28 protein-coding genes are annotated in these 25,962 nt (G+C 68.0%); 10 read left to right on the top strand and 18 right to left on the bottom strand.

Annotated features, from left to right (window positions below):
* The first annotated feature begins 27 nt into the window (after nt 1-27).
* The 7 genes from QF040_RS27625 to QF040_RS27655 all read left to right on the top strand — a co-directional run bounded on the left by QF040_RS27625 (nt 28) and on the right by QF040_RS27655 (nt 9,244).
* Nucleotides 28-990 carry a substrate-binding domain-containing protein gene (locus QF040_RS27625; protein ID WP_306882566.1) on the top strand — a complete coding sequence of 321 codons (963 nt, stop codon included), beginning with the start codon at nt 28-30 and terminating at the stop codon, nt 988-990.
* A gap of 147 nt (nt 991-1,137) precedes the next feature.
* On the top strand, nt 1,138-2,304 hold the full coding sequence (locus QF040_RS27630) for a Gfo/Idh/MocA family protein (protein WP_429613637.1): 1,167 nt from the start codon (nt 1,138-1,140) through the stop codon (nt 2,302-2,304).
* Between the two features lie 82 nt (nt 2,305-2,386).
* Nucleotides 2,387-3,046 carry a phosphatase PAP2 family protein gene (locus QF040_RS27635; protein WP_429613638.1) on the top strand — a complete coding sequence of 220 codons (660 nt, stop codon included), beginning with the start codon at nt 2,387-2,389 and terminating at the stop codon, nt 3,044-3,046.
* Nucleotides 3,047-3,122: 76 nt separating this feature from the next.
* On the top strand, nt 3,123-3,644 hold the full coding sequence (locus tag QF040_RS27640) for a DUF3617 domain-containing protein (protein ID WP_429613639.1): 522 nt from the start codon (nt 3,123-3,125) through the stop codon (nt 3,642-3,644).
* A 73-nt stretch (nt 3,645-3,717) separates the two neighbouring features.
* Nucleotides 3,718-4,845 carry a ligase-associated DNA damage response exonuclease gene (locus QF040_RS27645; protein WP_429613640.1) on the top strand — a complete coding sequence of 376 codons (1,128 nt, stop codon included), beginning with the start codon at nt 3,718-3,720 and terminating at the stop codon, nt 4,843-4,845.
* Nucleotides 4,842-6,497, top strand: a complete 1,656-nt coding sequence (locus QF040_RS27650; RefSeq protein ID WP_429613641.1) for an ATP-dependent DNA ligase — start codon at nt 4,842-4,844, stop codon at nt 6,495-6,497. The genes QF040_RS27645 and QF040_RS27650 overlap by 4 nt, the downstream gene beginning before the upstream one ends.
* Nucleotides 6,494-9,244: a ligase-associated DNA damage response DEXH box helicase gene (locus tag QF040_RS27655; RefSeq protein WP_429613642.1), complete on the top strand. Its 2,751-nt coding sequence runs from the start codon at nt 6,494-6,496 to the stop codon at nt 9,242-9,244. Before QF040_RS27650 ends, QF040_RS27655 begins: the two co-directional genes overlap by 4 nt.
* A gap of 9 nt (nt 9,245-9,253) precedes the next feature.
* Here the strand turns inward: QF040_RS27655 and trxC are convergent, their stop codons facing one another.
* Nucleotides 9,254-9,700: a thioredoxin TrxC gene (gene trxC, locus QF040_RS27660; RefSeq protein ID WP_306882573.1), complete on the bottom strand. Its 447-nt coding sequence runs from the start codon at nt 9,698-9,700 to the stop codon at nt 9,254-9,256.
* Nucleotides 9,701-9,777: 77 nt separating this feature from the next.
* Here trxC and pdeM point away from each other — a divergent pair, with 77 nt between their 5' ends.
* On the top strand, nt 9,778-10,461 hold the full coding sequence (pdeM, locus tag QF040_RS27665) for a ligase-associated DNA damage response endonuclease PdeM (RefSeq protein WP_429613643.1): 684 nt from the start codon (nt 9,778-9,780) through the stop codon (nt 10,459-10,461).
* A gap of 117 nt (nt 10,462-10,578) precedes the next feature.
* On the opposite strand, the gene QF040_RS27670 is transcribed toward pdeM, so the two are convergent.
* Genes QF040_RS27670 through QF040_RS27680 form a run of 3 tightly spaced genes read right to left on the bottom strand, consistent with a single transcriptional unit; the run spans nt 10,579 to nt 12,639 of the window.
* On the bottom strand, nt 10,579-11,115 hold the full coding sequence (locus tag QF040_RS27670) for a TPM domain-containing protein (protein WP_307511178.1): 537 nt from the start codon (nt 11,113-11,115) through the stop codon (nt 10,579-10,581).
* 2 nt (nt 11,116-11,117) lie between these two features.
* Nucleotides 11,118-12,026: a TPM domain-containing protein gene (locus QF040_RS27675; protein WP_429613644.1), complete on the bottom strand. Its 909-nt coding sequence runs from the start codon at nt 12,024-12,026 to the stop codon at nt 11,118-11,120.
* Nucleotides 12,027-12,039: 13 nt separating this feature from the next.
* On the bottom strand, nt 12,040-12,639 hold the full coding sequence (locus tag QF040_RS27680; protein ID WP_013543848.1) for a LemA family protein: 600 nt from the start codon (nt 12,637-12,639) through the stop codon (nt 12,040-12,042).
* A 47-nt stretch (nt 12,640-12,686) separates the two neighbouring features.
* On the opposite strand from QF040_RS27680, the gene QF040_RS27685 reads away from it, so the two are divergent.
* Entirely contained in the window at nt 12,687-13,454 is a 768-nt protein-coding gene (locus QF040_RS27685; protein ID WP_429613645.1) for a hypothetical protein, read from the top strand.
* A gap of 7 nt (nt 13,455-13,461) precedes the next feature.
* Here QF040_RS27685 and QF040_RS27690 read toward each other — a convergent pair whose 3' ends face one another.
* From QF040_RS27690 to QF040_RS27725, 8 genes are all read right to left on the bottom strand, one after another.
* On the bottom strand, nt 13,462-14,136 hold the full coding sequence (locus QF040_RS27690) for a cysteine hydrolase family protein (RefSeq protein ID WP_429613646.1): 675 nt from the start codon (nt 14,134-14,136) through the stop codon (nt 13,462-13,464).
* Nucleotides 14,133-15,065 (bottom strand): ABC transporter permease, encoded by a 933-nt coding sequence (locus QF040_RS27695; protein ID WP_429613647.1) that lies wholly within the window; start codon nt 15,063-15,065, stop codon nt 14,133-14,135. The genes QF040_RS27690 and QF040_RS27695 overlap by 4 nt, the downstream gene beginning before the upstream one ends.
* Entirely contained in the window at nt 15,062-16,225 is a 1,164-nt protein-coding gene (locus tag QF040_RS27700; protein ID WP_429613648.1) for an ABC transporter permease, read from the bottom strand. The genes QF040_RS27695 and QF040_RS27700 overlap by 4 nt, the downstream gene beginning before the upstream one ends.
* Nucleotides 16,218-16,820 (bottom strand): hypothetical protein, encoded by a 603-nt coding sequence (locus QF040_RS27705; RefSeq protein WP_429613649.1) that lies wholly within the window; start codon nt 16,818-16,820, stop codon nt 16,218-16,220. The genes QF040_RS27700 and QF040_RS27705 overlap by 8 nt, the downstream gene beginning before the upstream one ends.
* 21 nt (nt 16,821-16,841) lie before the next feature.
* The gene (locus tag QF040_RS27710) at nt 16,842-17,744 is read right to left on the bottom strand and encodes an ATP-binding cassette domain-containing protein (RefSeq protein ID WP_429613650.1); all 903 of its coding nucleotides are present in this window, start codon (nt 17,742-17,744) and stop codon (nt 16,842-16,844) included.
* A gap of 20 nt (nt 17,745-17,764) precedes the next feature.
* Complete coding sequence (locus QF040_RS27715) at nt 17,765-18,871, bottom strand: BMP family ABC transporter substrate-binding protein (protein ID WP_429613651.1); 1,107 nt, start codon at nt 18,869-18,871, stop codon at nt 17,765-17,767.
* Between the two features lie 65 nt (nt 18,872-18,936).
* Entirely contained in the window at nt 18,937-19,323 is a 387-nt protein-coding gene (locus tag QF040_RS27720) for a VOC family protein (RefSeq protein ID WP_429613652.1), read from the bottom strand.
* Between the two features lie 13 nt (nt 19,324-19,336).
* Nucleotides 19,337-20,338: an isopenicillin N synthase family dioxygenase gene (locus QF040_RS27725; RefSeq protein WP_429613653.1), complete on the bottom strand. Its 1,002-nt coding sequence runs from the start codon at nt 20,336-20,338 to the stop codon at nt 19,337-19,339.
* A gap of 250 nt (nt 20,339-20,588) precedes the next feature.
* Between QF040_RS27725 and rutR the strand changes: the two genes are divergently transcribed.
* Nucleotides 20,589-21,299, top strand: coding sequence for an HTH-type transcriptional regulator RutR (rutR, locus tag QF040_RS27730; protein WP_307646247.1), 711 nt, complete (start codon nt 20,589-20,591; stop codon nt 21,297-21,299).
* Between the two features lie 162 nt (nt 21,300-21,461).
* Here the strand turns inward: rutR and rutF are convergent, their stop codons facing one another.
* The 6 genes from rutF to rutA all read right to left on the bottom strand — a co-directional run bounded on the left by rutF (nt 21,462) and on the right by rutA (nt 25,901).
* A complete protein-coding gene (gene rutF / locus QF040_RS27735; protein WP_429613654.1) occupies nt 21,462-22,022 on the bottom strand; it encodes an NADH-dependent FMN reductase RutF in 561 nt (186 codons plus the stop codon).
* A 38-nt stretch (nt 22,023-22,060) separates the two neighbouring features.
* Nucleotides 22,061-22,657: a malonic semialdehyde reductase gene (locus QF040_RS27740; protein WP_306882587.1), complete on the bottom strand. Its 597-nt coding sequence runs from the start codon at nt 22,655-22,657 to the stop codon at nt 22,061-22,063.
* The gene (rutD, locus tag QF040_RS27745; RefSeq protein ID WP_429613655.1) at nt 22,654-23,472 is read right to left on the bottom strand and encodes a pyrimidine utilization protein D; all 819 of its coding nucleotides are present in this window, start codon (nt 23,470-23,472) and stop codon (nt 22,654-22,656) included. The genes QF040_RS27740 and rutD overlap by 4 nt, the downstream gene beginning before the upstream one ends.
* A gap of 82 nt (nt 23,473-23,554) precedes the next feature.
* Nucleotides 23,555-23,947 carry a pyrimidine utilization protein C gene (gene rutC / locus QF040_RS27750; protein ID WP_307511150.1) on the bottom strand — a complete coding sequence of 131 codons (393 nt, stop codon included), beginning with the start codon at nt 23,945-23,947 and terminating at the stop codon, nt 23,555-23,557.
* A gap of 25 nt (nt 23,948-23,972) precedes the next feature.
* Nucleotides 23,973-24,776, bottom strand: a complete 804-nt coding sequence (rutB, locus tag QF040_RS27755; protein ID WP_429613656.1) for a pyrimidine utilization protein B — start codon at nt 24,774-24,776, stop codon at nt 23,973-23,975.
* Nucleotides 24,777-24,788: 12 nt separating this feature from the next.
* Entirely contained in the window at nt 24,789-25,901 is a 1,113-nt protein-coding gene (rutA, locus tag QF040_RS27760; RefSeq protein WP_429613657.1) for a pyrimidine utilization protein A, read from the bottom strand.
* Nucleotides 25,902-25,962 lie beyond the last annotated feature (61 nt).

The following is a 25,962-nucleotide window of genomic DNA, read 5'->3' on the forward strand; positions in this document are numbered from 1 at the left end:
TCCACCCACCAAGAGGAGACATCCAGCATGACAACTTTCACCCGTCGCATCGCACTCACGGCGGTCGCCGCCGCAGCGCTCGCGAGCCTGCCTGCGCTCGCCGCCGAAAAGGTGAACCTCGGCGTTTCGATTCCCGCTGCGACGCACAGCTTCATGGGCGGCATCAACTACTGGGCCAACCAGGCGAAGAAGGACCTCGAGAAAGAACACAAGGACCTGAAGATCACGATCAAGACCGCGGCCAACGCGCCCGAACAGGCCAACCAACTGCAGGACTTGTCGACGGTCACCAAGATCAACGCGCTCGTCGTGTTTCCGTTCGAGTCGGCTGCGCTGACCAAGCCGGTCGCGCAGGTCAAGGCCAAGGGCGCGTACGTCACCGTGGTCGACCGCGGCCTTACCGACACCAGCGCGCAGGATGCGTACGTGGCCGGCGACAACACCGCCTTCGGCAAGATCCCCGCCGAATACATCGTGAAGACGCTCGGCGGCAAGGGCAACGTGGTCGCGCTGCGCGGCATTGCCACCACGCTGGACAACGAACGCATGGACGCCTTCAACGCGGTGTTGAAGGGCAGCCCCGACATCAAGCTGCTCGATGCCAAGTACGCCAACTGGAACCGCGACGACGCCTTCAAGGTCACGCAGGACTACCTCACGCGCTTCAAGCAGATCGACGCGATCTGGGCGGCCGACGACGACATGGCCGTGGGCGTGCTCAAGGCCATCGAGCAGGCCAAGCGCGACGACATCAAGATCGTGTTCGGCGGCGCGGGCGCCAAGGGCATGGTCAAGACCATCATGGACGGCAAGGACAAGCGTATCGGCGCCGACGTGAGCTACTCGCCCAAGTTCATCTACGACGCGATCAAGCTCACCGCCGAAGCGCGCCTGAAGGGCGAGAAGCTGCCCGCGACGACGATCATTCCTTCGGTGCTGATCACCAAGGAAAACGCCAAGGATTTCTACCACCCGAACTCGCCTTTCTGAGTCTGTGGTCTTGCTCCCTCTCCCCTTGGGGAGAGGGGCAGGGGTGAGGGCGACAGCAATTGCCAAGGCAGTGCCCTGCAACCGCCCCAGCCCTCACCCTAACCCTCTCCCCAAGGGGAGAGGGGACAACACGGAAGCCAAATACCCATGAGCTCCATACCTCTCCGCAAGCTCCGCTACGCCATGGTCGGCGGCGGTCGCGACGCCTTCATCGGCGCCGTGCACCGCAAAGCCATGGCGCTCGACGGCCAGATCGAATTCGTCGCGGGCGCGCTTTCGTCGAGTCCCGACAAGGCGCGCGCCTCGGGCCGCGACCTGGGCCTGGCCGACGACCGCAACCACGGCGAATGGCAGACGCTGCTCGCCGATGAATTGAAACGCCCCGCGAATGAGCGCATCGACTTCGTCTCGATCGTCACGCCGAACCATGTGCACTTTCCGGTCGCGCAGGCGTTCGCCGATGCGGGCTTTCACGTCGTGTGCGACAAGCCGCTGGTGCACACGCGCGATCAGGCCGATGCGCTGGTCGCCACCGTCGCGAAGCAGGGCACGGTGTTCGGCGTCACCTACAACTACACCGGCTACCCGATGGTGCGGCAGGCGCGCGAGATGGTGCGCTCGGGCCAGCTCGGGGACATCCGCAAGATCGTCGTCGAATACAACCAGGGCTGGCTCGCGAGCCATGTCGAGGGCAGCGGCAGCAACAAGCAGGCCGACTGGCGCACCGACCCCGCGCGCAGCGGCGCGGCCGGTGCCATCGGCGACATCGGCTCGCATGCCGAGAACCTCGTCGCGAGCATCACGGGCCTCGAAATCGAAAGCCTCTGCGCCGACCTCACCGCGCATGTGCCGGGCCGCATGCTCGACGACGACGGCAGCCTGCTGCTGCGCTTCAAGGGTGGTGCGCGCGGCGTCTTGATCGCCTCGCAGATCAGCACCGGTCTCGAGAACGACCTGCGCCTGCGCATCTCGGGCGCGCTCGGCACGCTCGAATGGCACCAGGAGCAGCCGAGCCAATTGATGCACCTGCCGCACGACGGGCCCAAGCGCATCTTCACGCGCGGCGGGCCGTGGCTGTGCGAGGCGGCGCGGCGCGCGAGCCGGTTGCCGACGGGCCATCCCGAAGGCTTCATCGAGGCCTTCGCGAACATCTACGCGGGCGTGGCGGCGGACATCCGCGCGCGGCTCGCGGGGCAGTCGGCCGATCCGCTCGCAGCGGACTATCCGCGCGTGGAAGACGGCGCGCGCGGCGTGCGCTTCATCGAGCGCACGGTGGCTTCGGCCCAAAGCCAATTAAAGTGGACGCCCTGGTGATGCGCCGGCCTCGCACCCGCGAGGCCATGCCGCGTTGCCATCGGCATCCATGACGCATTCCTCTTTGGACGAATCCTCTTCCATGGAATGGCTGCGCGCCCTGTGGCTGCGCTGCAAGACGCTGTGGCCGCTGAAGCTGATCGGCAACACCGTCGCCACCATCGGCTTCTTTCCGCTGTACTTCTGGATCATGAAGAACGCGGGCCAGGCGTGGGTGCTGCCGCTCACCGCGTTCGACCGGCTGATCGCGTTCTGGCCGGCGGTGCTGCCCATCTATCTCTCGCTCTGGGGCTACATCGCGCTGCCGGTGCTGCTGGCCAAAGACAAGCGCGAGCTGTGGAGCTTCTCGTTCGGCTGCGCGGCGATGACGGCGCTTGCGCTGGTCGTCTTCTGGTTCATGCCCACGGCGATACCGAACTTCACGATCGATGCCACGCCGGGCACGTCGCTGCATTTCCTGAAGACGGTCGACTCGGCCGGCAATGCCTTTCCGTCACTGCATGTGTCGTTCTCGGTGTTCACCTGCATCGTGCTCGCGCGGCAGTTGCGAGACGCTGGCGCGCCCGCATGGCTGCGCCTCTTCAACGTGGCATGGGCCGTGGCCATCGTGTATTCGACGATGGCGGTGCGCCAGCATGTGCTGATCGACGTGCTCGGCGGGCTGGCGCTGGGCCTCGCGCTCGGCTTCGTCTCGCGCGAGCGCGGCGTGGCCATGCAGCCCGTGGGCGCGCGCCCGGTGTAGGCCGGCCGTTGTATTTGCCGGGCGTGCCGCCTGCGGTACAACCTGCCATCGCCTTTCATCCGATGCAGGAGCCCTCATGAAGATCCGTTCGTCCGTTGCCGCTGCCTGCATGGTGGCCACCGGCCTTGGCGCCGGCGCCGCCTTCGCCCTCGACTACCCCGTGCGCAAACCGGGCCTCTGGGAAATGCAGACCAGCGATGGCCCCGGCAGCAAGGGGAGCCCCCAGGCCATCCAGCAATGCATCGACGCCGCCACCGACAAGATACTGCGCGACATGGGCCAGGGCATGGGCAAGGACATGTGCGCCAAGCAGGACATGCGCATGGAGGGCGGCAAGCTGGTGATCGACTCGGTCTGCAAGATCGGCCAGACCACGGCCACCTCGCAGGCCGTGATGACCGGTGACCTCAGCACGGCCTACCGCCTGGAGAGCAAGTCGACCTACAGCCCGCCGCTCATGGGCCGCGCCGGTGCCACCACCGTCGTGGAGGCCCGCTGGGTCGGCCCCTGCAAGCCCGACCAGAAGCCAGGGGACATGGTGATGAACGGCATGAAGATGAACGTGAACGACATGATGGGCGCGCGCGGCAAGAAGTAGCAGGCAAGTAGGCGCCGGCCCACACCGCTTCGCGGTCGCCGTTCGGCAGCGCGGCCGCCCGCCCCGGCCTACGATGGCGGCCATGCCCGACAAGGTGGATCTCGTCGTCGCCCGGCCCGAGGGCCTGTATTGCCCGCCCGGCGATTTCTACATCGACCCGTGGCGGCCGGTGGCGCGCGCGGTCATCACGCACGCGCATTCCGACCATGCCCGCATCGGCCACGCGCATTACCTTGCGCACACCGACAGCGCCGGCACGCTGCGCACGCGGCTCGGCGCGGACATCAACCTGCAGACGCTCCCTTACGGCGAAGCCATCGAGCACCACGGTGTGCGCCTCTCGCTGCATCCTGCCGGCCATGTGCTCGGCTCGGCGCAGGTGCGGCTCGAACACGGCGGCCGCGTGTGGGTCGCCTCGGGCGACTACAAGACCGAGCCCGATGGCACCTGTACGCCCTTCGAGCCCGTGCCCTGCGACACCTTCATCACCGAGTCGACCTTCGGCCTGCCGATCTACCGCTGGCCCACGCAGGCGGTGCTGTTCGCGGAGATCGATGCGTGGTGGCGCGCCAATGCGGAGGCCGGCCGCGCGTCGGTGCTGTTCTGCTATGCCTTCGGCAAGGCGCAGCGCATCCTGCACGGGGTCGATGCGTCGATCGGGCCGATCGTCGTGCACGGCGCGGTCGAGCCGCTCAATGCCGTGTACCGGGCGGCGGGCGTGGCGCTGCCGGAAACGGTGCGCGTCTCCGATGCCGGCGTCGATGCGGCACTGCTCAAGCGCTCCCTTGTGCTCGCACCGCCGTCCGCGCAGGGCACGCCGTGGATGAAGCGCTTCGGCAACTACGCCGATGCCTTCGCGAGCGGCTGGATGCAACTGCGCGGCACGCGGCGTCGGCGCGGCGTGGACCGCGGCTTCGTCATGTCCGACCACGCCGACTGGCCCGGCCTGCAGCAGGCCATTGCGGGCACGGGCGCCGAGCGCGTGTTCGTCACGCATGGCAGCGTGCAGGTGATGGTGCGGTGGCTCACGGAGAACGGGCTCGATGCGCAGGGCTTCAAGACCGAGTACGGAGACGAAGATGACCAAGAGACTCCCTCCCCTTCCGGGGGAGGGCAGGGGAGGGGGCCAGCGGCGCTCGATGGGGACGCTGCCAGCCCCCATCCCAACCTTCCCCCGGAAGGGGAAGGAGCGAAGACATGAAGGACTTCGCGGCGCTTTACCGCGAACTCGATGCGAGCACATCCAGCCTCGCGAAGCAAGCCGCATTGCAGCGCTACCTGCGCAACGCCGACGCGGCCGATGCCGCATGGGCCGTCTACTTCCTCGCCGGCGGCAAGCCGCGCCAGCTCGTGCCCACCAAGCTGCTGCGCCTCCTCGCGCAGGAAGCCGCGGGCATGCCCGAGTGGCTGTTCGACGAGAGCTACGACGCGGTCGGCGATCTTGCCGAGACCATCGCGCTCCTGCTGCCGCCGCCGAGCGAAGTGCATGACCTCGGGCTCGCGGCCTGGGTCGAGCAGCATCTGCTGCCGCTGCGCGAGGCTGCGAAGACCGCGCCGGAAGAATTGGCGGACCGGCTGCGCGCCCAGTGGCGTCAGCTCGCGGCCGAGGAGCGGCTGGTGTACTTCAAGCTCATCACGGGCGCGTTCCGCGTCGGCGTGTCGAAGCTGCAGGTCACGCAGGCGCTCGCGGCCGTGGGCGGCATCGATGCCAAGCGCGTCGCACAGCGGCTGATGGGCTACACGCACATCGGCGCGCGGCCGCAGGCGGGCGACTACGCGACGCTGATCGCACCGGAGTCGGATTCCGAGCAGGTGCAGAAGACCAGCGGGCAGCCGTACCCCTTCTTCCTAGCGCACCCGTTCAACATTCCGCTCGAACAGTTCGATGCGGTGCTGGGCCCGCCGGCCGACTGGATCGTGGAATGGAAGTGGGACGGCATCCGCGCGCAGCTGGTCAAGCGTGCGGGCGTGGTGTGGCTGTGGTCGCGCGGTGAAGAGCTGGTGACCGAGCGCTTCCCTGAGCTCGCCGTGCTCGGTGAAGCGTTGCCTGACGGCACGGTGCTCGACGGCGAGATTGCCGTGTGGCGCGAAGATAAGGTGCAGCCCTTCGCCGAACTGCAGAAGCGCATCGGCCGCAAGACGCTCGGCGCCAAGCTGCTGCGCGACATCCCCGTGGTGCTGATCGCGTACGACCTGCTCGAATGGGAAGGGCGCGACCTGCGCGCAGAGCCTCAATCGGCGCGCCGCGTGCTGCTCGACGACCTCGTCGTGCGCATGCAGCATCCGTCGCTGCTGCCCAGCCCGATGCTCACCGGCCTCGACTGGAGCGATCTCGCGCGGCAGCGCGAAGCGGCGCGCACCATGGGCGTCGAAGGAATGATGCTCAAGCGCCGCGACGCGCAGTACGGCGTGGGCCGCACGAAGGATGTGGGCGTGTGGTGGAAGTGGAAGATCGATCCGCTCAGCATCGATGCCGTGCTCATCTACGCGCAGCGCGGGCACGGCCGCCGCGCAAGCCTCTTCAGCGACTACACCTTCGCGGTGTGGGACGGCCCGCCCGACCAAGTCGACCGCAAGCTCGTGCCGTTCGCCAAGGCGTATTCGGGGCTCACCGATGCGGAGATGGCGCGCGTGGACGCGATCATCCGCAAGACCACGGTCGAGAGCTTCGGGCCGGTGAAGAGCGTCAAGCCGACGCTGGTGTTCGAGCTGGGCTTCGAAGGCATCGCGCGCAGCACGCGGCACAAGAGCGGCATCGCGGTGCGCTTTCCGCGCATGCTGCGATGGCGCGAAGACAAGCCGGTGGCGGAAGCCGACACGCTGCAGACGCTGGCTGCGCTGCTGCCGTCATGACCGACCCGACCGACCCCGCATTTCTCCCTCCCCTTCCGGGGGAGGGCCCGGGTGGGGGCAAGCGGCGTATCAAGGATCAGCAGCTTGTCGAAGGCCGCGCGCCTCCATCCCAACCTTCCCCGGGGAGGGGAAGGAGCAAGACCGTCGAGGCTGATCTCGATGAATGGTTCGCTGCGCGCGGATGGAAGCCGTTCAAGTTCCAGCGCGAAGTGTGGAAGGCGATTGCCGCTGGCAAGTCCGGCATGCTGCATGCGACCACCGGCGCGGGCAAGACCTATGCGGTGTGGCTCGGCGCGCTGCAGGTGTTTTCGCAGGCGCGCAAGGAAACCGCGCGGCCCGCCGCACCGCCGCTCACGGTGCTGTGGCTCACGCCCATGCGTGCGCTCGCCGCCGACACGCTGCGTGCGTTGAAGCAGCCGCTCGAAGCCCTCGGCGCCGAGGTGCATCCGTGGAGCGCCGGCGCGCGCAGCGGCGACACCTCGTCGGCCGAGCGCAGCGCGCAGAACGAACGGCTGCCGACCGTGCTCGTCACCACGCCCGAAAGCCTCTCGCTGTTGCTCGCACGCGCCGATGCCAGCGTTGTGCTGGGCCGCGTGAGGATGGTCGTCGTCGACGAGTGGCATGAGCTGCTCGGCAACAAGCGCGGCGTGCAGGTGCAGCTCGCGCTCGCGCGGCTCGAGCGATGGAACCCGGGCCTCGCGGTCTGGGGGATGTCGGCCACGCTCGGCAACCTGCAGGAGGCGATGCATTCGCTGCTGGGCCACGAAGACGGCGTGCTCGTGCAGGGCCAGGTGCCGAAGAAGCTTGTCATCGATTCGCTGCTGCCCGGCCGTGCCGAGCGCTTTCCGTGGGGCGGACACCTGGGTCTCACGATGCTGCCGCAGGTGATCGATGAGATCGCCGCGAGCAGCACCACGCTGGTCTTCACCAACACGCGTTCGCAGGCCGAGATCTGGTACCAGGCGATGCTCGAAGCCAGGCCCGAGTGGGCCGGAACCATCGCGCTGCACCACGGGTCGCTCGACCGCGCGGTGCGCGAATGGGTGGAGCTGGGCCTGAAGAGCGGCGCGCTCAAGGCGGTGGTGTGCACTTCGAGTCTGGACCTGGGCGTGGATTTCCTGCCGGTCGAGCGTGTGCTGCAGATCGGCTCGCCCAAGGGCGTGGCGCGGCTGCTGCAGCGCGCGGGCCGTTCGGGCCATGCGCCGGGGCGGCCGTCGCGCATCACGCTCGTGCCCACGCACAGCATCGAGATGGTGGAGGGCGCTGCGGCGCGCACCGCGATTGCAGAAGGGCACATCGAGGCGCGCCATTCGCCCGACCAGCCGCTCGATGTGCTGGTGCAGCACCTGGTGACGGTGGCGCTCGGCGGTGGCTTCGTGCCCGACGATCTCTACGAGGAAGTGCGCGGCACTGCGGCCTATGCATCGCTCTCGCGCGAGAGCTGGCAGTGGTGCCTCGACTTCGTCTCGCAGGGCGGCCCGTCGCTTGCGGCGTACCCGGACTACAAGCGCGTCGTGCCCGATGCAGAGGGCGTGTGGCGCGTGCCCGATGCGCGGCTCGCGCGGCGCCACCGCATGAACATCGGCACCATCGTGAGCGACGCGAGCATGGCGGTGCAGTACCTGGGCGGCGCAAAGATCGGCAGCGTCGAAGAAGGTTTCGTCGCGCGCATGAAGCCGGGCGACTGCTTCCTGTTCGGCGGCCGCCTGCTCGAACTCGTGCGCATCCACGACATGACGGCCTGGGTGCGGCGCGCCACCGGCAAGCGCGCCGCGGTGCCGCGCTGGAACGGCGGGCGCATGCCGCTGTCGAACACGCTGGCCGACGCAGTGGTGCAGCAGCTCGCGCGGGCGGGAGAGGCGCACTACGACTCGCCCGAGCTGCAGTGCGTGCGGCCGCTGCTCGAAATCCAGCAGCAATGGTCGGCGCTCCCTACACCGCAGACGCTGCTCGCCGAGACGCTGAAGACGCGCGAGGGCTCGCATCTCTTCCTCTATCCGTTTGCGGGCCGGCACGTGCACCTGGGGCTTGCGAGCCTGCTGGCCTGGCGCGTCGCGCAGCACGAGGCGCGCACCTTCTCGATCGCGGTCAATGACTACGGCTTCGAGCTGCTGAGCGCGACCGAGGTCGACTGGCCCGCACTGCTGCCGCAGGTGCTGCGCCTGCCGGAAGGCGACGGCGACACCGACGCCCACACGGCGCTGCTGCACGAGGTGCTGGCATCGCTCAATGCGGGCGAACTGGCGCAGCGGCGCTTTCGCGAGATCGCGCGCGTCTCGGGGCTGATCTTCCAGGGCTATCCGGGCGAGAAGCGCAGCAGCCGGCAACTGCAGGCGTCGTCGTCGTTGTTCTGGGAGGTGTTTCGCAAGTACGACCCAGAGAACAAGCTGCTGCAGCAGGCCGAGAAGGAACTGCTGTCGCAGGAGCTGGAAATCGGACGCCTGCGTGCGAGCCTCGAGCGCATGGCCACGCAGCAACTCGTGCTGAAGGCGCTCGAGCGGCCGACGCCGTTTTCGTTTCCGCTGATGGTCGAGCTGTTCCGCGAGAAGCTGTCGAACGAGAACGTGGCCGACCGCATTGCGCGCATGGTCGAGCAACTCGAAAAGGCCGCGGGCGGCGTGGTCACGGCCGGTGGCGTGGAGCGCGTGAAGAGCACGCTGGCGTTCGGGCAGGAGGGGCCGGGCAAGTCGCCGCCCAAGCCACGGCGCGAGCGCAGGCGGCCGTCAAGGCCGCTGCCGCCGTTGTGAGCCGATCAATCAGCCGCCGTTTGCTTTCACCCACCGCACGATGTCCGCCGCGCCCATCGCGCCGGCCTGCCGTGCCACTTCGCGGCCGCCGCGGAACAACGCCAACGTCGGGATGCTGCGGATGTTGAAGCGAGCGCCAAGCGCGGGCACGGCCTCGGTGTCGACCTTGGCCAGGCGCACGTGCGGTTCGAGCTGGGCCGCGGCCTGTTCGTAGCCGGGCGCCATCTGGCGGCAAGGGCCGCACCAGGGCGCCCAGAAATCGACCAGCACCGGGATCTCGTTGCGCGCGATGTGGCGGTCGAAGGTGGCCGCATCCGGGAGCGCGGTGGAGTGGCCGGTGAACAGCGCCTTGTGGCAACTGCCGCAATCGGGTGCGCTGCCCAGCTGCTCCGCGCGCACGCGGTTGGTCGTGTGGCAGTGCGGGCAGACGATGAGCTTCGGGGGCGATTCGGTCATGAGGAAAAACTGGGGCTCGTCCGGTTGAATTGCAAGGTGGCGGCCGGTTTGCGCGTCTTTTGCGACACTCCTTGGCCGTGACTTCCTCGCACCTTACCGCCTCCACGCTCGCTGTCCAATGGGCCGGCGAGTTGCTGCACCTGCTGCCCGAACGTGCGCTCTGGTGGCCCGGCGGACGCGTGCTGTTCATCGCCGATCTGCACATCGGCAAGGCCGCGACCTACCGCGCGCTGGGGCAGCCGGTGCCGGGCGGCACCACGCAGGAGAACCTCGCGCGGCTCGACGACTTGATCGCCAGGCATGCGCCCGGGCACATCGTCTTTCTCGGCGATTTCCTGCACGCGGCGCAGGCCCGCACGCCGCAGGTGCTGGCCGCGCTCGAAGCCTGGCGCTCCACACACGCAGACTTGGCGATGACGCTGGTGCGCGGCAACCACGACAGCCGCGCGGGCGATCCGCCGGCGGCGCTGGGCATCGAGGTGGTCGACGAGCCGTTCCTGCTCGGCCCCTTCGCCTGCTGCCACCATCCGCAATCGCACGCCACGCACTTCGTGCTCGCGGGACACCTGCATCCGGCGTGCAGGCTTTACGGGCGAGGGCGCGACAGCGTGCGGCTGCCCTGTTTCGTGAGCGATGCGCGGCAGGCCGTGCTGCCGGCCTTCGGCGAGTTCACGGGCGGGTGGTTGATGGAGACGGCGCCGGAGCGGCGCTTCTATGCAGTGGGCGGCGAGACCGTGTGGGCACTGCCGCCATCGGATTGATGGTTTTGCTCCTTCCCCCTCTGGGGGAAGGTTGGGATGGGGGCAGGCAGAGCGTTCAATGGATACGCCGCCTGCCCCCACCCCGACCCTCCCCCGGAAGGGGAGGGAGAAAGAAAGTCAAAGCACGACCGGCTCGTCCGGCAACTCGTTGGTATCGGCCTCGTCTTCGGCCAACGGAAAGTGCGCCACCAGCAAGGCTGACATTTCTTCCAGCGCCTGCGTGAGCCCGTCCTCGAAACGGCCTTCGCGGAACGCCGCGCCCATGCGCTGCGCCATCGCGGCCCATTCGGCATCGTCCACGCGCGAATCGATGCCGCGGTCGGCCACGATCTCGATCGCGTGCTCGGCCAGCAGCAGGTAGATCAGCACGCCGTTGTTGTGCTCGGTGTCCCACACGCGCAGCTTGCCGAACAGCGTGACGGCGCGTTCCCGGGGCGGCGCATGGCGCCAGAGGTACGACATCGGCAGGCCCGCCTCGACGCAGATGCGGACCTCGCCGCTGTGGCGCCGTTCGCTCGCGGCCACGCGGGCCGCCAGGCGCTGCATCACGTCGGCCGGCAGCACGCGGCGCACCGCGGCTTCGTCGGTCCATCGATGGCGCCAGATGCGGCCCAGCTTCGAGAAGAGCGTCGGTTCTGCAGTTGCCGTTGCCATGTTCACCAGTCTCCCGAAGCGCCGCCGCCGCCGAAATTGCCACCGCCGCCGGAACTGAAGCCTCCGCCCCCGCCTCCGCCGCCACCACCCCATCCGCCGCCCCCGCCGCTGCTCCATCCGCCACCGCCTCCGCCGCGGCGACCGCCACCGAAGCCCGCAAGGCCCGAGAACAGCGAGACCATGAGCGCGATCATTCCGGCAATCACCGCGATGACCATGCTGGTCGTGAGAAAGAACGCGACCACGCCGATGCCGCCGCCCATGACGACCGAGCCCAGCGTCTTGCCCAGGATGGCGCGCACGATCGGCGCGCCGACGAAGACGCCGACGAACAGGAAGATCGCGAGGTTCTCCCAGTCGAAGTCACCGCCTGAACCGTTGCTGCCGCTGTTGTTGCGCGAAGGCTCCGGCAGCGGCTCGCCATCGACCAGGCCGATGAGCCGGTCCACCGCCGCATTCAGTCCGCCCGCGAAGTCGTTGTTGCGAAAGCGCGGCTTCATCTCCTCGTCGATGATCCGAACCGCCGCGAGGTCGGGCACCGCGCCTTCGAGCGCCTTGGCCGTGGCGATGCGCATCTTGCGATCGTCCTTGGCGACGATCACGAGGAGGCCGTCGCCCACGTCCTTGCGGCCGATCTTCCAGGCGTCGCCGACGCGCTGCGCGTAGCTGGCGATGTCCTCGGGCTGAATGGTCGGCACCATCAGCACCACGATCTGCGAGCCTTTGCGCTGCTCGAAGGCGGCGAGCTTGGTTTCGAGGCCCGAGCGCTGCGCGGCGTCGAGCGTGCCGGTCTGGTCGATGACGCGCGCGGTGAGCGTCGGCACGGGCAGCAGTCCTTGCGCCAGCGCAGGCAGCGCAAGGACTGCGATGAAGACTGCAGCCAGCGCGCGGCGGATCAGGGCTGCAACCATCGGTGCTTCTTGCTTACTTCTTCGGGGCGCTGAAGTCGACCGTGGGTGGTGTCGAGATCTGCGCTTCGTTCTGCACCGAGAAGTTGGGCTTCGGCGCGTAGCTGAAGATCTTGGCGGTGATGTTGGTGGGGAAGCTGCGTGCGAGCACGTTGTACTCCTGCACGCTCTCGATGTAGCGGTTGCGCGCCACGGTGATGCGGTTCTCGGTGCCTTCGAGCGTCACGCGCAGGTCGCGGAAGGCCTGGTTGGCCTTGAGCTCGGGATAGCGCTCCGACACCACCATCAGCCGCGACAGCGCCGAGGAGAGCTCGCCCTGCGCCTGCTGGAACTTGTTGAAGGCCTCGGGGTTGTTGAGCGTCTCGGGCGTCACCTGGATCGAGGTGGCCTTGGCGCGTGCCTCGATCACCTTGGTGAGCGTGTCCTGCTCGAAGCTGGCCTCGCCTTTCACGGTGGCGACGATGTTGGGCACGAGGTCGGCGCGCCGCTGGTACTGGTTGAGCACCTCGCTCCAGGCCGACTTGCTGGCCTCGTCGAGGGATTGGAAATCGTTGTAGCCGCATCCGCTCAGGGAAACGGCCGCGGCGAGGATCAGGAACCAGCGCTTCATCATCATTTGCATTACCTCCGCGAGAAGAAGCGGAAGGTAGCATAGGTGCCTCCATGCCCTCCGATTCCATAGACCCTCTCCAGGCGCTGCAGGCCGCGAACCGTGCCGTGCGCCCTGCGGCGGCGTCGGCCACCGGAACCCTGCTGATTGCGGGGGCAACGGGCGCACTGGGGCAGGAGTTGCTGCGGCGGCTGGCGGGCAGCCATCGGTATGCTCATGCCCGCGTGCTGGCGCGCGAGCCGATCCGCGACGGGCTGCGCGGCGTCGAAACCTACCTCTGCCCCGACCTTCCGATTGCGCAATGGCCGTTGACCTCGGCCGACACCGCGGTCATCGCCTTCGACCCGCCGCGGCTGTACCACGACCGTGAGCGCGCGCTGTGGGTGCCGCAGCCCGCCGACCTGCCCGAACTCTCGCGATGGCTGCGCGCCTCCGGCGTGCGGACCCTGGCCATCGTGCAGCCGCACGACCAGGGCAAGCTGCCCGAAGCGCTCAAGCGCGGCCTCGCGAGCCTGGACGAGCAGGCGGTGGTCGCCAACGGTTTCGATCGCGTGATCCTCGTGCGCTCGGCGCGCAAGCCGCTGAACGCGAAGTTCGCCAATCCCGCCGAGCGGCTCGCCGCCTGGATGCTGTCGATCGTGCGCTTCATGGTGCCGAGCAGCGAGCAGCCGGTGCGCGCTTCCAAGGTGGCCGAGCTGGTCGATGTCTCGCTGCGCATCGCGCCGCCGGGCGTGCACGTGGCCGCGCCCGAGATGGTGTGGGAGGCCTCGCAGGGCCAGCAGATGCAGGCGGTGGCCGAGCGCTGGCTGGGCCGCAGCTAGCCGCCTTTCATTCGCGCCACTGGCGCAGCAGTTCGGACGAGTCGACCACCAGCCCCAGGTGCAACGACACCATGGCGAGCGCGGCGTCCTCCAGGTGCGCGTCGGTGCCGCGCACCAGGTCGCGCAGCACGATCACGCGGTAGTTGTGGTTGTTGGCGTCGAAGGCGGTGTTCAGCACGCAGCAATCGGTGAAGCCGCCGTTGAGCACCACGGTCTCGATGCGCTGGTTGCGCAGCAGGAAGTCGAGGTCGGTCGGGTAGAAGGCCGAGAGCCTGCGCTTCGTGTCCACGCGCATGTCGCCGGGCTCGACGCGGGTGACCCATTCGGTCCATCGCGAGCCTTCGATGGCGTGCGCGTCGGCGTTGGGAATCGCGCCCACATGCAGCGGAAAGGTGCGCCGCCATGCGGCCGGAATGCCGTGGATGTCGTCTTCGCCGCCCGGCCGCAGCACCGACTTGATGTGCACGATGCGCACGCCCAGCGCGCGCACCTCGTCGTGAAAGCTGTCGATGGGCGCGACCACGTCGCGGGCTCGCGGCGCGGGGCACGGGCAGTCGGGGCTGTCGTCCAGGTGCCCGCGGTGCATGTCGATGGAGACGACCGCGGTGGTCGCGGGGTTCAGGTAGTCGGCGAACTGCGCCGTGTCGAGCTCGCGCTCCTTGTTGTAGACCCAGGCCTTCATCGGCGTTCTTCCCTCACGTACGGTTGGCCCAGCGCCCCAGGCTCGTCGTCATGGCTCCGCTTTCCGAGCGCGACCCAGACCATCACCCCGAGCGTCACGGCATACGGCGTCATCATCACGAAGTACTGCGGCAACTGCACCCCGGCCGCGGCCAGCTGCGGGATCAGCGCCTCGATGCAGCCGAACAGCAGCGCGCCGATGAGCGCCTTCCAGGGCGACCAGCGCGCAAAGATCACCAGCCCCACCGCGATCCAGCCGCGCCCGCCAGTCATTCCCGCGATCCACAGCTTGGTGCTCACCACCGAGATGTAGGCGCCTGCCAGGCCCACCAGCGCGGAGCCCGCCAGCACCGCAGCGAAGCGCCACGCCGTGATGCGGATGCCGGCCGCATCGGCCGCCTGCGGGTTCTCGCCGACTGCGCGCAGCCGCAGGCCTGTTGAGGTGCGCGCGAAGAACCAGGCCACCGCACCGAAGATCGGCAGCGTGAGCCACACCATCGCGTTCTGCTCGAACAACCTGCCCACCCCCGGCAGCAGCGACAGTGGCCCCAGCGCCATCGTGCCGATGCCCTCGGTGGCATGGTTGGTCCACCCGGCCAGGCTGCCCACCAGCGCCGTGAGGCCCTGGCAGAAGAACACCAGCGCCAGGCCCGCGATCACCTGGTTCACCCGCAGCCAGATCACCATCACCGCGAACAGCACCGAGACAAGGCTGGCCGCCAGCATCGCCAGCACCAGCGACACGACTGGTTGGCTGAGCGCGATCTGCGCACCGATGCCCACCAGCGCGCCCACCAGCATCAATCCCTCGGCCCCGAGCGAGAGCACACCTGCGCGCTCGCAGATGATCAGGCCCAGCGCCGCCAGCGCGTAGGGCACCGCGAAGTCCGGCGTGTTCGCAAGCCAGTTGAGGATGACGCTGCCGCTCATGCTGCAGCCTCCGACGTTCCAGCACCCACGCGGCGCAGCCGGTGGCGAATGAAGAAGTCGCTCGACGCCACGCACACCACGACGATGGCCTGGATCAGCTGCACCATCGAGAACGGCACCTGGTAGAACACCTGCAGGCTGCGGCCGGTGACGAACAGTGCCGCCACCAGCAGCGCCACCACGGTGGCCGCCAGCGGGTTGTTGCGCGCGAGGAAGGCAATCAGGATGCCCGAGAAGCCGTAGCCCTGGTAGAAGGCCTGCGTGAGCCGCCCCTCCTGGCCCGCCGCCACCGCAAAGCCCGCCAGCCCCGCCATCGCCCCCGACAGCAGCACCGCGCCATAGATCGTGCGGCGCACCGGCACCCCGTTGGCATGCGCCACGCGCGGGTTCGCATCGACGAAGCGCAGGTACAGCCCCACCCGGCTCACGCCCACCAGCCACCAAGCCAGCAGCGCCACGATGCCCGCCAGGAGGATCGCGCTGCCCACGCCCGCGCCCAGCTCGGGCAGCCGCTCGAAGGCGCGGAACTGCGGCGAGTAGGGGAAGTTGTCCTTCGGGTCCTTCCAGCTGCCGTAGACCAGGTGCAAGAGGAAGTTGGCCGCCATGTAGTTGAGCATCAGCGTCGAGATGATCTCGTTCACGCCGAGGCGAAGCTTGAGCCACGCCGGCCCCAGCACCCAGAGCAACCCGCAGCCCACGGCGGCCGCGAACATCAGCGGCAGGCGCAGGTTCTCGGGGCCGATCTGCCACATCGAGACGGCGGTCGCGCCGATGGCGCCCCAGACCATCTGGCCTTCCAGGCCCAGGTTCCAGAAGCGCGCGCGGAACGCGATGGCGCCCGCAAGACCGACCAGGATCATCGGCGCGGCCTGGAACAGCACGGCGCGCAGGTTCTGGCCGTCCAGGAAGGTCTGCACCACGAACTCGTTGGCGAGCTCGTCGGCGGGCACGCCCGCGGCCACGAGGATGGCGGCGGAGATCGCGAAGCCGACCAGCAGCGCGATCGCGAGGATCAGCGCCTGCCAGCGCCAGGCCATGTGCTGGCGGATTTCCAGCGTGTAGCGGCGGCTGGCGAGTGGCTGCGGCGTGCGCACGGCCGCAGATGTCTTGAGGTCGGCAGTCGGGGGATGTGCCATGGCAACGAGCGATGCCTCAGCCATGGTCCACCATCGCCTGCCCGATGGCCTGCCGGTCGGCCGGTTGCGCGAACTCGCCGGCGATGCGCCCGCGCGTCATCACGCCCACGCGGTCGGCCAGCTGCAGCACTTCGTCCAGGTCCTCGCTGATCAGCAACACGGCGGCACCGCTGTCGCGCGCGGCGCGCAGGCGCGCATGCACCTCGGCACTGGCGCGCACGTCCAGCCCGCGGCTGGGGCTGTGGGCGAGCACCAGCGTGGGCGACTTGCCGAACTCGCGCGCGAGCACCAGCTTCTGGGCGTTGCCGCCGGAGAGCAGCGCGGCCTTTTGTGCCACCGAGCGCACCCCCAGCACGTCGAAGACGCGCACGGCTTCTTGCGTGTCGCGCTGGATGCGTCCGCGGCGCAGATGCCAGACGGGGCCGTAGCGCCCGCTGTGCACGCGGCCGATGGCGTAGTTCTCGGCGACCGACAGGTTGCCTGCCAGCGCAAGGCCGTAGCGGTCGGCCGGGATCGCGGCGATGCCGACGTTGCGGCGCGCCGGTGCGGTCATCGTCTTGAGGTCGCCGTGGCCTGCCAGATGCATCTGGCCTTCGAGGGCTTCGCCCGGCAAACCCATGATGGCGCCGGCCAGCTCGCCCTAGCCGTTGCCGCCGACGCCGGCCAGGCCGTAGATCTCGCCTGCATGGAGGTCGAGATCGACACCGTCGAGCACGCGGCGGCCCTGCGGCGATGCTGCTGAGCGCAGGCCGCGCACGGACAGACGCACCGGACCGCGCGGCGCCTTCGCAGCCTGGAAGCCTTGCGTTGCGACAGACTCGCCAACGGTCAGCTTCACCAGTTCGTCCACCGACGTCGCACTTGGCACCAGCGTCGCCACCGTGCGCCCGCCGCGCATCACCGTCACGCGGTCGGCATACGTCTTCACATCGGCCATCTTGTGCGTGACCAGCACCACGGCGGCGCCTGCGCGTGCGAGCCCCTGCACGGTCTGCAAGAGACGCGCGGCCTCCTGGTCGGTCAGCACGGCCGTGGGCTCGTCCAGGATCAGGATGCGTGCGCCCGCCAGCAGCACCTTGAGAATCTCCACGCGCTGCTGCTCCGCAATCGAGAGCGCGTCGATGCGCTTCGAGGGATCGATCTCGAAGCCCAGCTCCGCAGCCTTGTTGCGGATATCGCGTTCGATCTCGCGCAGCCGCTCGCCATGGCTCTGGAACTCGGCCGGCGGCGGCGCGGTAAGGAGGATGTTCTGCGCCACCGTGAACGGCCGCACCAGCTTGAAGTGCTGATGGACCATGCCGATGCGGTGCCGGGCGGCATCGCGCGGGCCGGCAAAGCGCACCAGGTTGTCGTCCACCAGCAGTTGACCCGCCTCGGGTGCATAGAGCCCGGCGGCGATGTTCATCAGCGAGGACTTGCCCGCGCCGTTCTCCCCGAGCAGGGCGTGCACCTCGCCCCAGCGCGCGGCGAAGTGGGCGTCGGTCAAGGCCGCGAAGCCGTCGAAGGACTTGCGGATGCCGGTGAGTTCGAGCGCGTTGGGCATGGCTTCTTCGGGGCTCCGGCCTACTTCTGCGTGACCACGCCCTTGACGAACCAGTCCATCTTCCAGAGATCGGCATCCGAGAGCACCGCGCCCTTGGCAACGCGCTCCTTGCCGTCGCGGTCCGCGAGCGGGCCTGCGTAGACCTGCTTGCCCTTCATGATCGCTTCGCGCTCGGCGGTGATCAGCGCGGCCTTGTCCTTGGGCACCGCGGGGCCGAAGCCTGCGATGTCGGTGCCGCCGTCCTTCATGGCGATGAAGGCGCCGTAGGGCGCGGGCTTCCAGCCGCCGGCCATCACTTTCTTGAGTTCAGGCACGAGGAACCGGTCCCACACCCACACCGACGAGCACAGCGTCGCCTTGGGCGCGAACTGGCGAAGGTCCCGGTGGTGGCCGGTGCCGTACACGCCGCGCTCCTGCGCCACGATCTGCGGCGTGGGGCTGTCCACGTGCTGGCCGATGACATCGGCACCCTGGTCGATGAGCGCGGCAGCGGCGGCGCGTTCCTTGATGGGGTCGTTCCAGGCGCCGGTGTAGATCACGTTGACCGTGGCGTTGGGGTTCATCTTCTGCGCCCCGAGCGCGAAGGCGTTGATGGTCCAGTTCACCACGCCGAAGGGGTTGGCCGCGACGAAGCCGAGCTTGCCGGTCTTGGAGGCCGCGCCCGCGGCCATGCCGCACAGGTACTGGCTCTCGTAGGTGCGGCCGTAGAACGATTCGAGGTTCGTGCCGTTGGTGGTGCCCGAGCCGTTCAAGAAGGCGACATCGGGGTACTTGGCGGCCAGGTCCTTGAAGCTGTCCGAGTAGCCGAAGGCGGTGCCGATCACGATGTTGGCGCCGCGCTGGATGAACTTCTCGGCCGCCGGCTTGATGGCCGAGGCGTCCTCGGGCACGTTCTCCACGAACTGGATCTTCTGGCCGAGCTCCTTCTCGATCTTCACGCGTGCCTCGTCGAAGGCCTGCGTCCAGCCGCCGTCGTTCTTGGGGCCGAAATAGAGCATCGCGATCTTGGGCTTGTCCTTGAGGGTGAAGCCCTCGGCCGCCGTGGCGGGCAGCGTGACGAAGAACGCGCCGCCGGCTGCGAGCGTCAGTGCAAGGCCGAGGAAGCCGGTGGTGGGTGTGCGCAGCATGGAGCAACCTTTCGTGGGAAGCAGGGGGAGTGACAGAAGGAAAAGAGAAGGAGGGGCCGCGCGCGTCACATCATGAAGTTGATGCGGAACACATTGCCCTCGGGGTCGAGCAGCACCGACTGGTACCAGTTGTAGTAGGTGACGTAAGGCGGCTTCACGAGCGTGGCGCCAGCCTCGAGCGCGACCGGCACCATGCGGTCGACGTCGGCCTGGCTGTCGACGTCGATGTTCAGCAGGAACTTCACGCCGCGCGTGTCGGAGAACTCGGCCAGGTGCAGCAGCTCGTAGGCATCGAGCGCGTTGAAACCGAGGCTCGACTTGCCGGTGTCCAGTCCCCGGAAGATCGGCGAGCGGATCGCCTCGATCTCGGGGAAGCCGAACACGCGCCGGTAGAAGCCGCTGAGCGCGACCACGTCTTTGGCGAACACGTTGACATAGGAGAGGTGTGCCATGTCGGGCTTCGGCTCAGGCCATCGCCTTGGTGCCGCCGAAGGTCGTCTGCTTCACGAACTTCGATGTGAGGTGGTCGCCGGACGAAATGGGCGGGTACTTGGCCTGCTCTCCCGGTGCAAGGCAACTGGGCAGGCACTCGACCATCGCGTCGTAGTTCGGCTGGTGAAAGAACACCAGCGACTGCCGGCGATTGGTGCTCGCCACCTCGAAGGGCGGGTTGATCACGCGGTGCAGGGTCGACACCCACTGGTCGTTGGTCCACTGCATCATCAGGTCGGCGATGTTGACCACCAGGCCGCCTTCCACTTGCGGCACGTCGACCCACTGGCCAGCCTTGTTGAACACCTGCAGGCCCTTGTCGTCGGGCAGCACAATGGTGAGGCTGCCGTAGTCGCTGTGCGCGCCCGCGCGCAGTTGGCCGGGCAGCGGTTGCTCCCGCTGCGGCGGATAGCTCAGCACGCGGAACATGCTGATGTGTTCGTCGATCTTGTCGTCGAAGAAGGTCTCGGGCAGCGCGAGGCCGAGCGCGAAGATGCGCATCAGCGAACGCGAGAGATCGCTCATGGCCTCGAAGTAGCCCTCGTACGCTTCGCGGAAGCCGTCTATGGGTGGCCAGCTGTTGGGCTCGAAGTGCGGGCCGGCGGCGGGGCCGCGGTGGTAATCGTCGTCGGGCACGTTCGACGGGCCGATGGAAAACGATTCCTTCAGATCACCGGGCGCCACTTCTTCGAGGCTGTACGACAAGCCCTCTTCGCCGACCGCGCTGTAGCCGCGCACCGCGTCTTCGCGCGGACGATCGACCTTGCGTTTCTCGCCGAGCGGCATGTCGAAGAACCGGCGTGACAAGGTCGCCACGCGCGAGATCAGATCGGCGGGAATGCCGTGGTTGGTGATGACCAGGAAGCCGATGCTGCGGCAGGCTTCGTCGACTTTTCTCGCAACCTCTGCCTTGCCTTCGGGGCTGCCGGCGAAGTAGGGCGCGAGATCGATGATGGGGACGGACAGAAGGGTCATGGGTGCTCCTCATGCGTGGCGTGCGTACCCGTGCTCCATGCAACGTCTGTGCCAGTTGGACCAAATGGACAAATCGCTTTTGTCGCGTCAGCATGGTGCGCGGCGCGAGGCCTGCAGGCCGCGTTGGCGCAAGGCGATGCACGGTGGCCTTACAGTGGTGCGCCGCGACGGCAAGCGCTTGCGGGTACGGCTCGTGCAAGCGTGTCGTTCGCAGTCGAACGATGACGGAATCCAGAAGAAGCGAGGGAAGATGCCGAAGACCAAGGCGCTGGCCGCAGCCAGCAGCGACACCACCGACAAGCCGGCGCGCAAGCGAGCGAAACCCGCGGTGCGCAGCGCCTCCGCCGTGAGCCGGCGGCTGCGCCAGATCGAGGACAAGCGCAGCGCGATCCTCGGTGCCGCGCTGGGGCTGTTCTCCCGTTTCGGATTGCACGGCACGTCGATCGACCAGGTGGCCGCGCGCGCCGACGTCTCGAAGAGCAACCTGCTCTATTACTTCGCCAACAAGGAAGAGCTGTACGTCAACGTGCTGCGCGACCTGCTCGCGCTGTGGCTCGAGCCGCTGCGCGGCTTCAGTGCCGAGCAGGACCCGAGCGAAGCCATCGGCGACTACATCCGGCGCAAGCTGGTCGTCTCGCGCGATCGACCGGATGCGTCGCGCCTGTTCTGTCTTGAAATGATCCAGGGCGCGCCGCTGCTGCGCGACGAACTCGACCGCGAGCTGCGCACGCTGGTGGAGAAAAAGTCGGAAGTCATCAAGGCGTGGGTCGAGGCCGGCAAGCTCGCGCCGGTCGATCCGCACCATCTGATCTTCGCGCTGTGGGCGGTCACGCAGCACTACGCGGATTTCGGCGTGCAGGTGCAGGCGCTCTCGGGGCACACGCTGGACGATGCGGCGTTCTTCGAACAGACGGTGCAGAACATCCAGCGCATCGTGCTGCAGGGCATCACGCCGCGCTGATGATTTTCTTTTTCAGGCGAGGCCTGAATGAATTGCTCCCTCTCCCCTTGGGGAGAGGGCTGGGGTGAGGGTAGCGGCCTCGAACCCACAACTGTCTAGCGCAAGCGCCGCAGCTCCCTCACCCTGACCCTCTCCCCGAGGGGAGAGGGGACCACACGGAGTTCAGTGCTGCGGCGGTGCCGCGATCTCGTGATAGCGGCGATCGAAGTAGATCAGCCCCTCCGCCGCGCCGCCGATGGCGATGGCCACCGCCTCGCAAAAGAGCACGTCGTGCGTGCCCGCACTTGTGGCGTGCACCACGCGGCAATCGAAGGACACGGCCGCGTCGTCAAGCATCGGCGAGCCGGTGGTCTTGCGGCTCCAGCGGCCGGCGGCAAAACGCTCGTCCATCGGCGTCTTGCCGCCGAACAACGCGGAGAGCGCCTGGTGCCCCGCAGCCAGCACGTTCACGCACAGCACGCCGTTCGCCTTGAACGCCGGGTACACCGACGCCGAGCGGTTCAGGCACACCAGCAAGGTCGGCGGCTCGTCGGTCACGCTGCACACGGCCGAAGCCGTGAAGCCGGCGCGCCCGGCGGGGCCATCGGTGGTGATGATGTTGACGGCCGCGCCCAGCCGCGCCATCGCATTGCGGTAGTCGGATTTCGGCAAGGAGGAAGAGGGCGCGCCAGGCGGCAGGCCGTTCGGGTTCGATGCGGGGTGGGAGGCCATCGTGTTCAGCATGTCGTGACTCCTGGGAAGCGTGTGCTTTGCCGCGGGCCTCAGGCCAGCAGGCAGGCCTCGTCGAAGGGCAGGCGTGGCAGGCGCCCGAACACCTTCGACGCATCGCCGTGGCCGAGGTTGATGAGGAAGTTGACGGTCCAGTCGGTGCCTTCGAAAAAAGCGGCATCGACCTTCGCCTTGTCGAAGCCCGACATCGGGCCGGCATCGAGACCCACGGCGCGCGCGGCGAGCAGCAGGTAGCCGGCCTGCAGGCTGGCGTTGCGGAAGGCGGTTTCGTGCGCGGCCTCGGGGCTGCCGGTGAACCAGCTGCGCGCATCGGTGTGCGGGAACAGCGTGGGCAGCTTGTCGTAGAACCTGCGGTCCCATGCGGCGATGACCGTCACCGGCGCGCTCATGGTCTTGTCGAGGTTGCCCTTGGACAGCGCGGGCGCAAGGCGCTGCTTGCCTTCGGGCGTTCGCACGAACACGAAGCGCGCGGGCGAGCAATTGGCCGAGGTCGGCCCCAGGCTGGCAAGCGTGTAGATGCGCTGCAGCTGGGCATCGGACACGGGCTCGCCGGTCCAGCCGTTGTGGCTGCGCGCGCTGGTGAAGAGAAGCGCGAGTGCGGCGTCTTCGAGGATCTGTGTGGAGGTCATGCGTGAACCGGAGGAGTGGCGGGTGTGCCGACACGGGCAAGAAAATCGAGAAGGCTGCGGTTGAACGCATCGGCTTCGGTCACGCTGTGCGCATGGCCGCCATGCGGCACGAAATCGAGCGTGACGTCGCGCAAGCCGTCGGCCAGACGCTGCGAACAGGTCCAGGGGACGAGCACGTCGTCCCTGGCGGCAGTCACCAGCGTGGGCGCGGTGATGTCGGAAAGGCGCGCATCGATGTCGAAAGCACGCAGTGCGGCGATGCGCGCGCGCATGTTGGATTCGCCGGGGAAGTGCGCGAAGGCGTGATCGACTTCGTCGGCCACGCGCTGCGCATGCTCGGCGCACCAGGCGGCAGGGTACAGAAAGATCGGCTGGGCTTCGACATACGCGCGCGCACCGAGTGCGCCGAGCAGCGCGAGCCGCGCATCGAAGCAGCGCGCCGAATGCGGGTTCGGCTTCGACCATGCGTTGACGAGCACCAGGCTCGCCACGCAGTCGGGCGCATCGAGCGCGAGCTGCAGGCCGACCAGTCCACCGAGCGCGTGGCCCGCGAAGTGGCACCGCGCCGTGTCAGTGGCGTCGAGGATCTCGATCACGTCGCGCGCCATGTCGGCGATCGCGTAGTCGCTCGCTGGCAGCGTGGCGGGGCTGCGGCCCGTGCCGCGCTGGTCGTAGGCGATGACGCGGTGGCCGGCCTCGACCAGCGCGCCGAGTTGCGGCCGCCAGAAGCCGGCGGAGCCGCCGAGGCCCGACGACAGCAGCACGGTGGTGGCCGCGTCCGACGGCCCGTGCACCTCGTAGTGCAGCGAGGTCATTGGTGCACCCTTGGCGCTACGCGCCTTCCCGCCAGGCGGGAGCGAGCTTGCTTGGGGCGGCCCTGCGCGGCGCTCATGAGGCTCAGGCCTTCTTGCCGATGTGCGCGGTCGAGGCGATCTCGATCAGTGCGTCGGGCTTCACCAGGCCGCACTGGATGCAGTAGCGCGCAGGCTTGGTGCCGGGAAAGAACTCGGCATACACCGCGTTGATCTTCGCGTAGTCGGCCCAGTCCTTGAGCATGATCTGGTTGAAGGTCACATCGTCCATGGTGCCGCCGGCAGCCTCGACCACGCCCTGGATGATGGTGAGCACATGCCGCGCCTGCGCGGCGGCATCGCCGACATGGACCACGTTGTTGTCCTTGTCGAAGGGCAGCGTGCCCGACACGTAGAGGATGCCGTCGGCGAGCGTGCCCGGGACATACGGGGCGAGCGGCACGCCGGTGCCGGGAGGGATGATGGCTTGCTTGGGCATTCGGAAAACTCCTTGAAAAAATGAATCAGGCAACGGCTGTTTCAGCCGCTTCGGTCGTTGCAGGTTGAAGGGCGGCTTGCGGCGCGAAGGTGCTGCAGAACTGATCGACCGTGGAGACCCAGCCGAAGAAGGTCTCCACGTTGTAGACCGAGGCTTTCTGGATGGCCGCGCCGCCCAGTTCGTGCGTCGCGTCTTCGAGCATCACGGCGAAATATTCGAGGTGGAACGCGTCGCGCAGCGTCGATTCGACGCACACGTTGGTGGCGATACCGGTGAACACCAGGTGGCGGATGCCGCGTGCGCGCAGGGTGCTGTCGAGCGTGCTGTTGAAGAAGCCGCTGTAGCGCGTCTTGGGCACGACGATGTCGCCGGGCTGCGGCTTCATCTCGTCGATGAGCTCGTAGTCCCAGCCGCCCTTGGCGAGGAACTTGCCTTGCAGCTCGGGCCTGGCGCGCATGGTCTTGAGCGCGTTCGACTTGTGCCAGTTGGGCGAGCCGGGGCCGCCCGCTTCCACATACGCCGCATCCCAGCCGTTCTGCAGGAACACGACCAGCATGCCGGCCGCGCGCGCAGCGGCGATGGTGCGTGCGATGTTGGCGATGGTGCCCTGCGCGCCCGAGATGTCGAAACCGGCCGAATCGACATACCCGCCGAGCGAGGCGTAGGCGTTCTGCATGTCGACGACGATGAGCGCGGAATCGGTGGCATGCAGCGCGAGCGGTTCGGGGCGCGCGGGCAGCACGAGCGGCGCGGGCGCACCGGGCAGGCGCGGCGCGCCGACGGGCGTGGTCGAAGTGAGCGTGGTGTTCTTCGCGGCGGGCGTGGTCATGTGCGTCTCCCTTCAGGCCGCGAGGCGCTCGGGTTCGGCCTGCGACGGCACGGGGCTCTGCACATGCGCGCGGCTCTTCATCAGCGGCTGGATGCGTTCGCCGAAGGCCTCGACGCCTTGCACGAAGTCGTCGAAGGTCAGCAGCACGCCTTCGGTGCCGGGCACCTCGGCCATTTCGTCGAGCAGGCGCGCGACGGTGGCGTAGGAGCCGACCAGCGTGCCCATGTTGATGTTCACTGCCGAGGTCGGGTCGGCCATCTGGCGCACGTTGGTGTCGGCGCCCGACTTGGTGTCGGCCGCGCCCTGCTGCCCGAGCCAGGCGATGGCCTCGTGGTCGGCGCCGGCCTTGTAGTGCTCCCACTTGGCGCGCGCGGCCTCATCGGTTTCGTCGGCGATCACCATCATCAGCACATAGGTGGTGACATGGCGGCCGGTCTTGCGCGCGGCCTCGATGAGTTTTTCCGCCGCGGGCGCGAAGGCCTTGGGCGTGTTCACGCCCTTGCCGAAGCAGAAGTTGTAGTCGGCGTACTTCGCGGAGAAGTCCATGCCCGCATCGCTCTGGCCGGCGCAGATCACCTTCATGTCGGCCTGCGGCTGCGGGCTCAGGCGGCAGTCGTCCATCTGGAAATGCTCGCCCTTGAAGTCGGACTGGCCCTTGCCCCAGAGGTCGCGCAGCACCTGGATGTATTCGGAGAGGTACTGGTAGCGCGAGCCGAAGAACTGGTCGCCGGGCCACATGCCCATCTGCGAATACTCAGGCCGCTGCCAGCCGGTAACGAGGTTCAGGCCGAAGCGGCCGCCGGAGATCGAATCGATGGTCGAGGCCATGCGCGCGACGATGGCCGGTGGCATCACCAGCGAGGCGGCCGTGGCGAAAAGCTTGATCTTCGTCGTGACGGCCGCGAGCCCGGCCATGAGCGTGAAGGACTCGAGGTTGTGGTTCCAGAACTCGGTCTTGCCGCCGAAGCCGCGCAGCTTGATCATCGACAGCGCGAAGTCGACGCCGTAGTGCTCGGCCTTCAGCGTGATCTCCTTGTTGAGCGCGAAACTGGGCTTGTACTGCGGTGCGTTCTCGGACAACAGCCAGCCGTTGTTGCCGATGGGAATGAAGATGCCGACGTTCATGAAGGGCTCCTGTTGCGGGTTGAGGAGTCCTATGCATGGTGCGTGCCAATCGAATAAAGCC

This window comes from Variovorax sp. W2I14, from assembly GCF_050435205.1.
GTDB lineage: Bacteria > Pseudomonadota > Gammaproteobacteria > Burkholderiales > Burkholderiaceae_C > Variovorax > Variovorax paradoxus_C.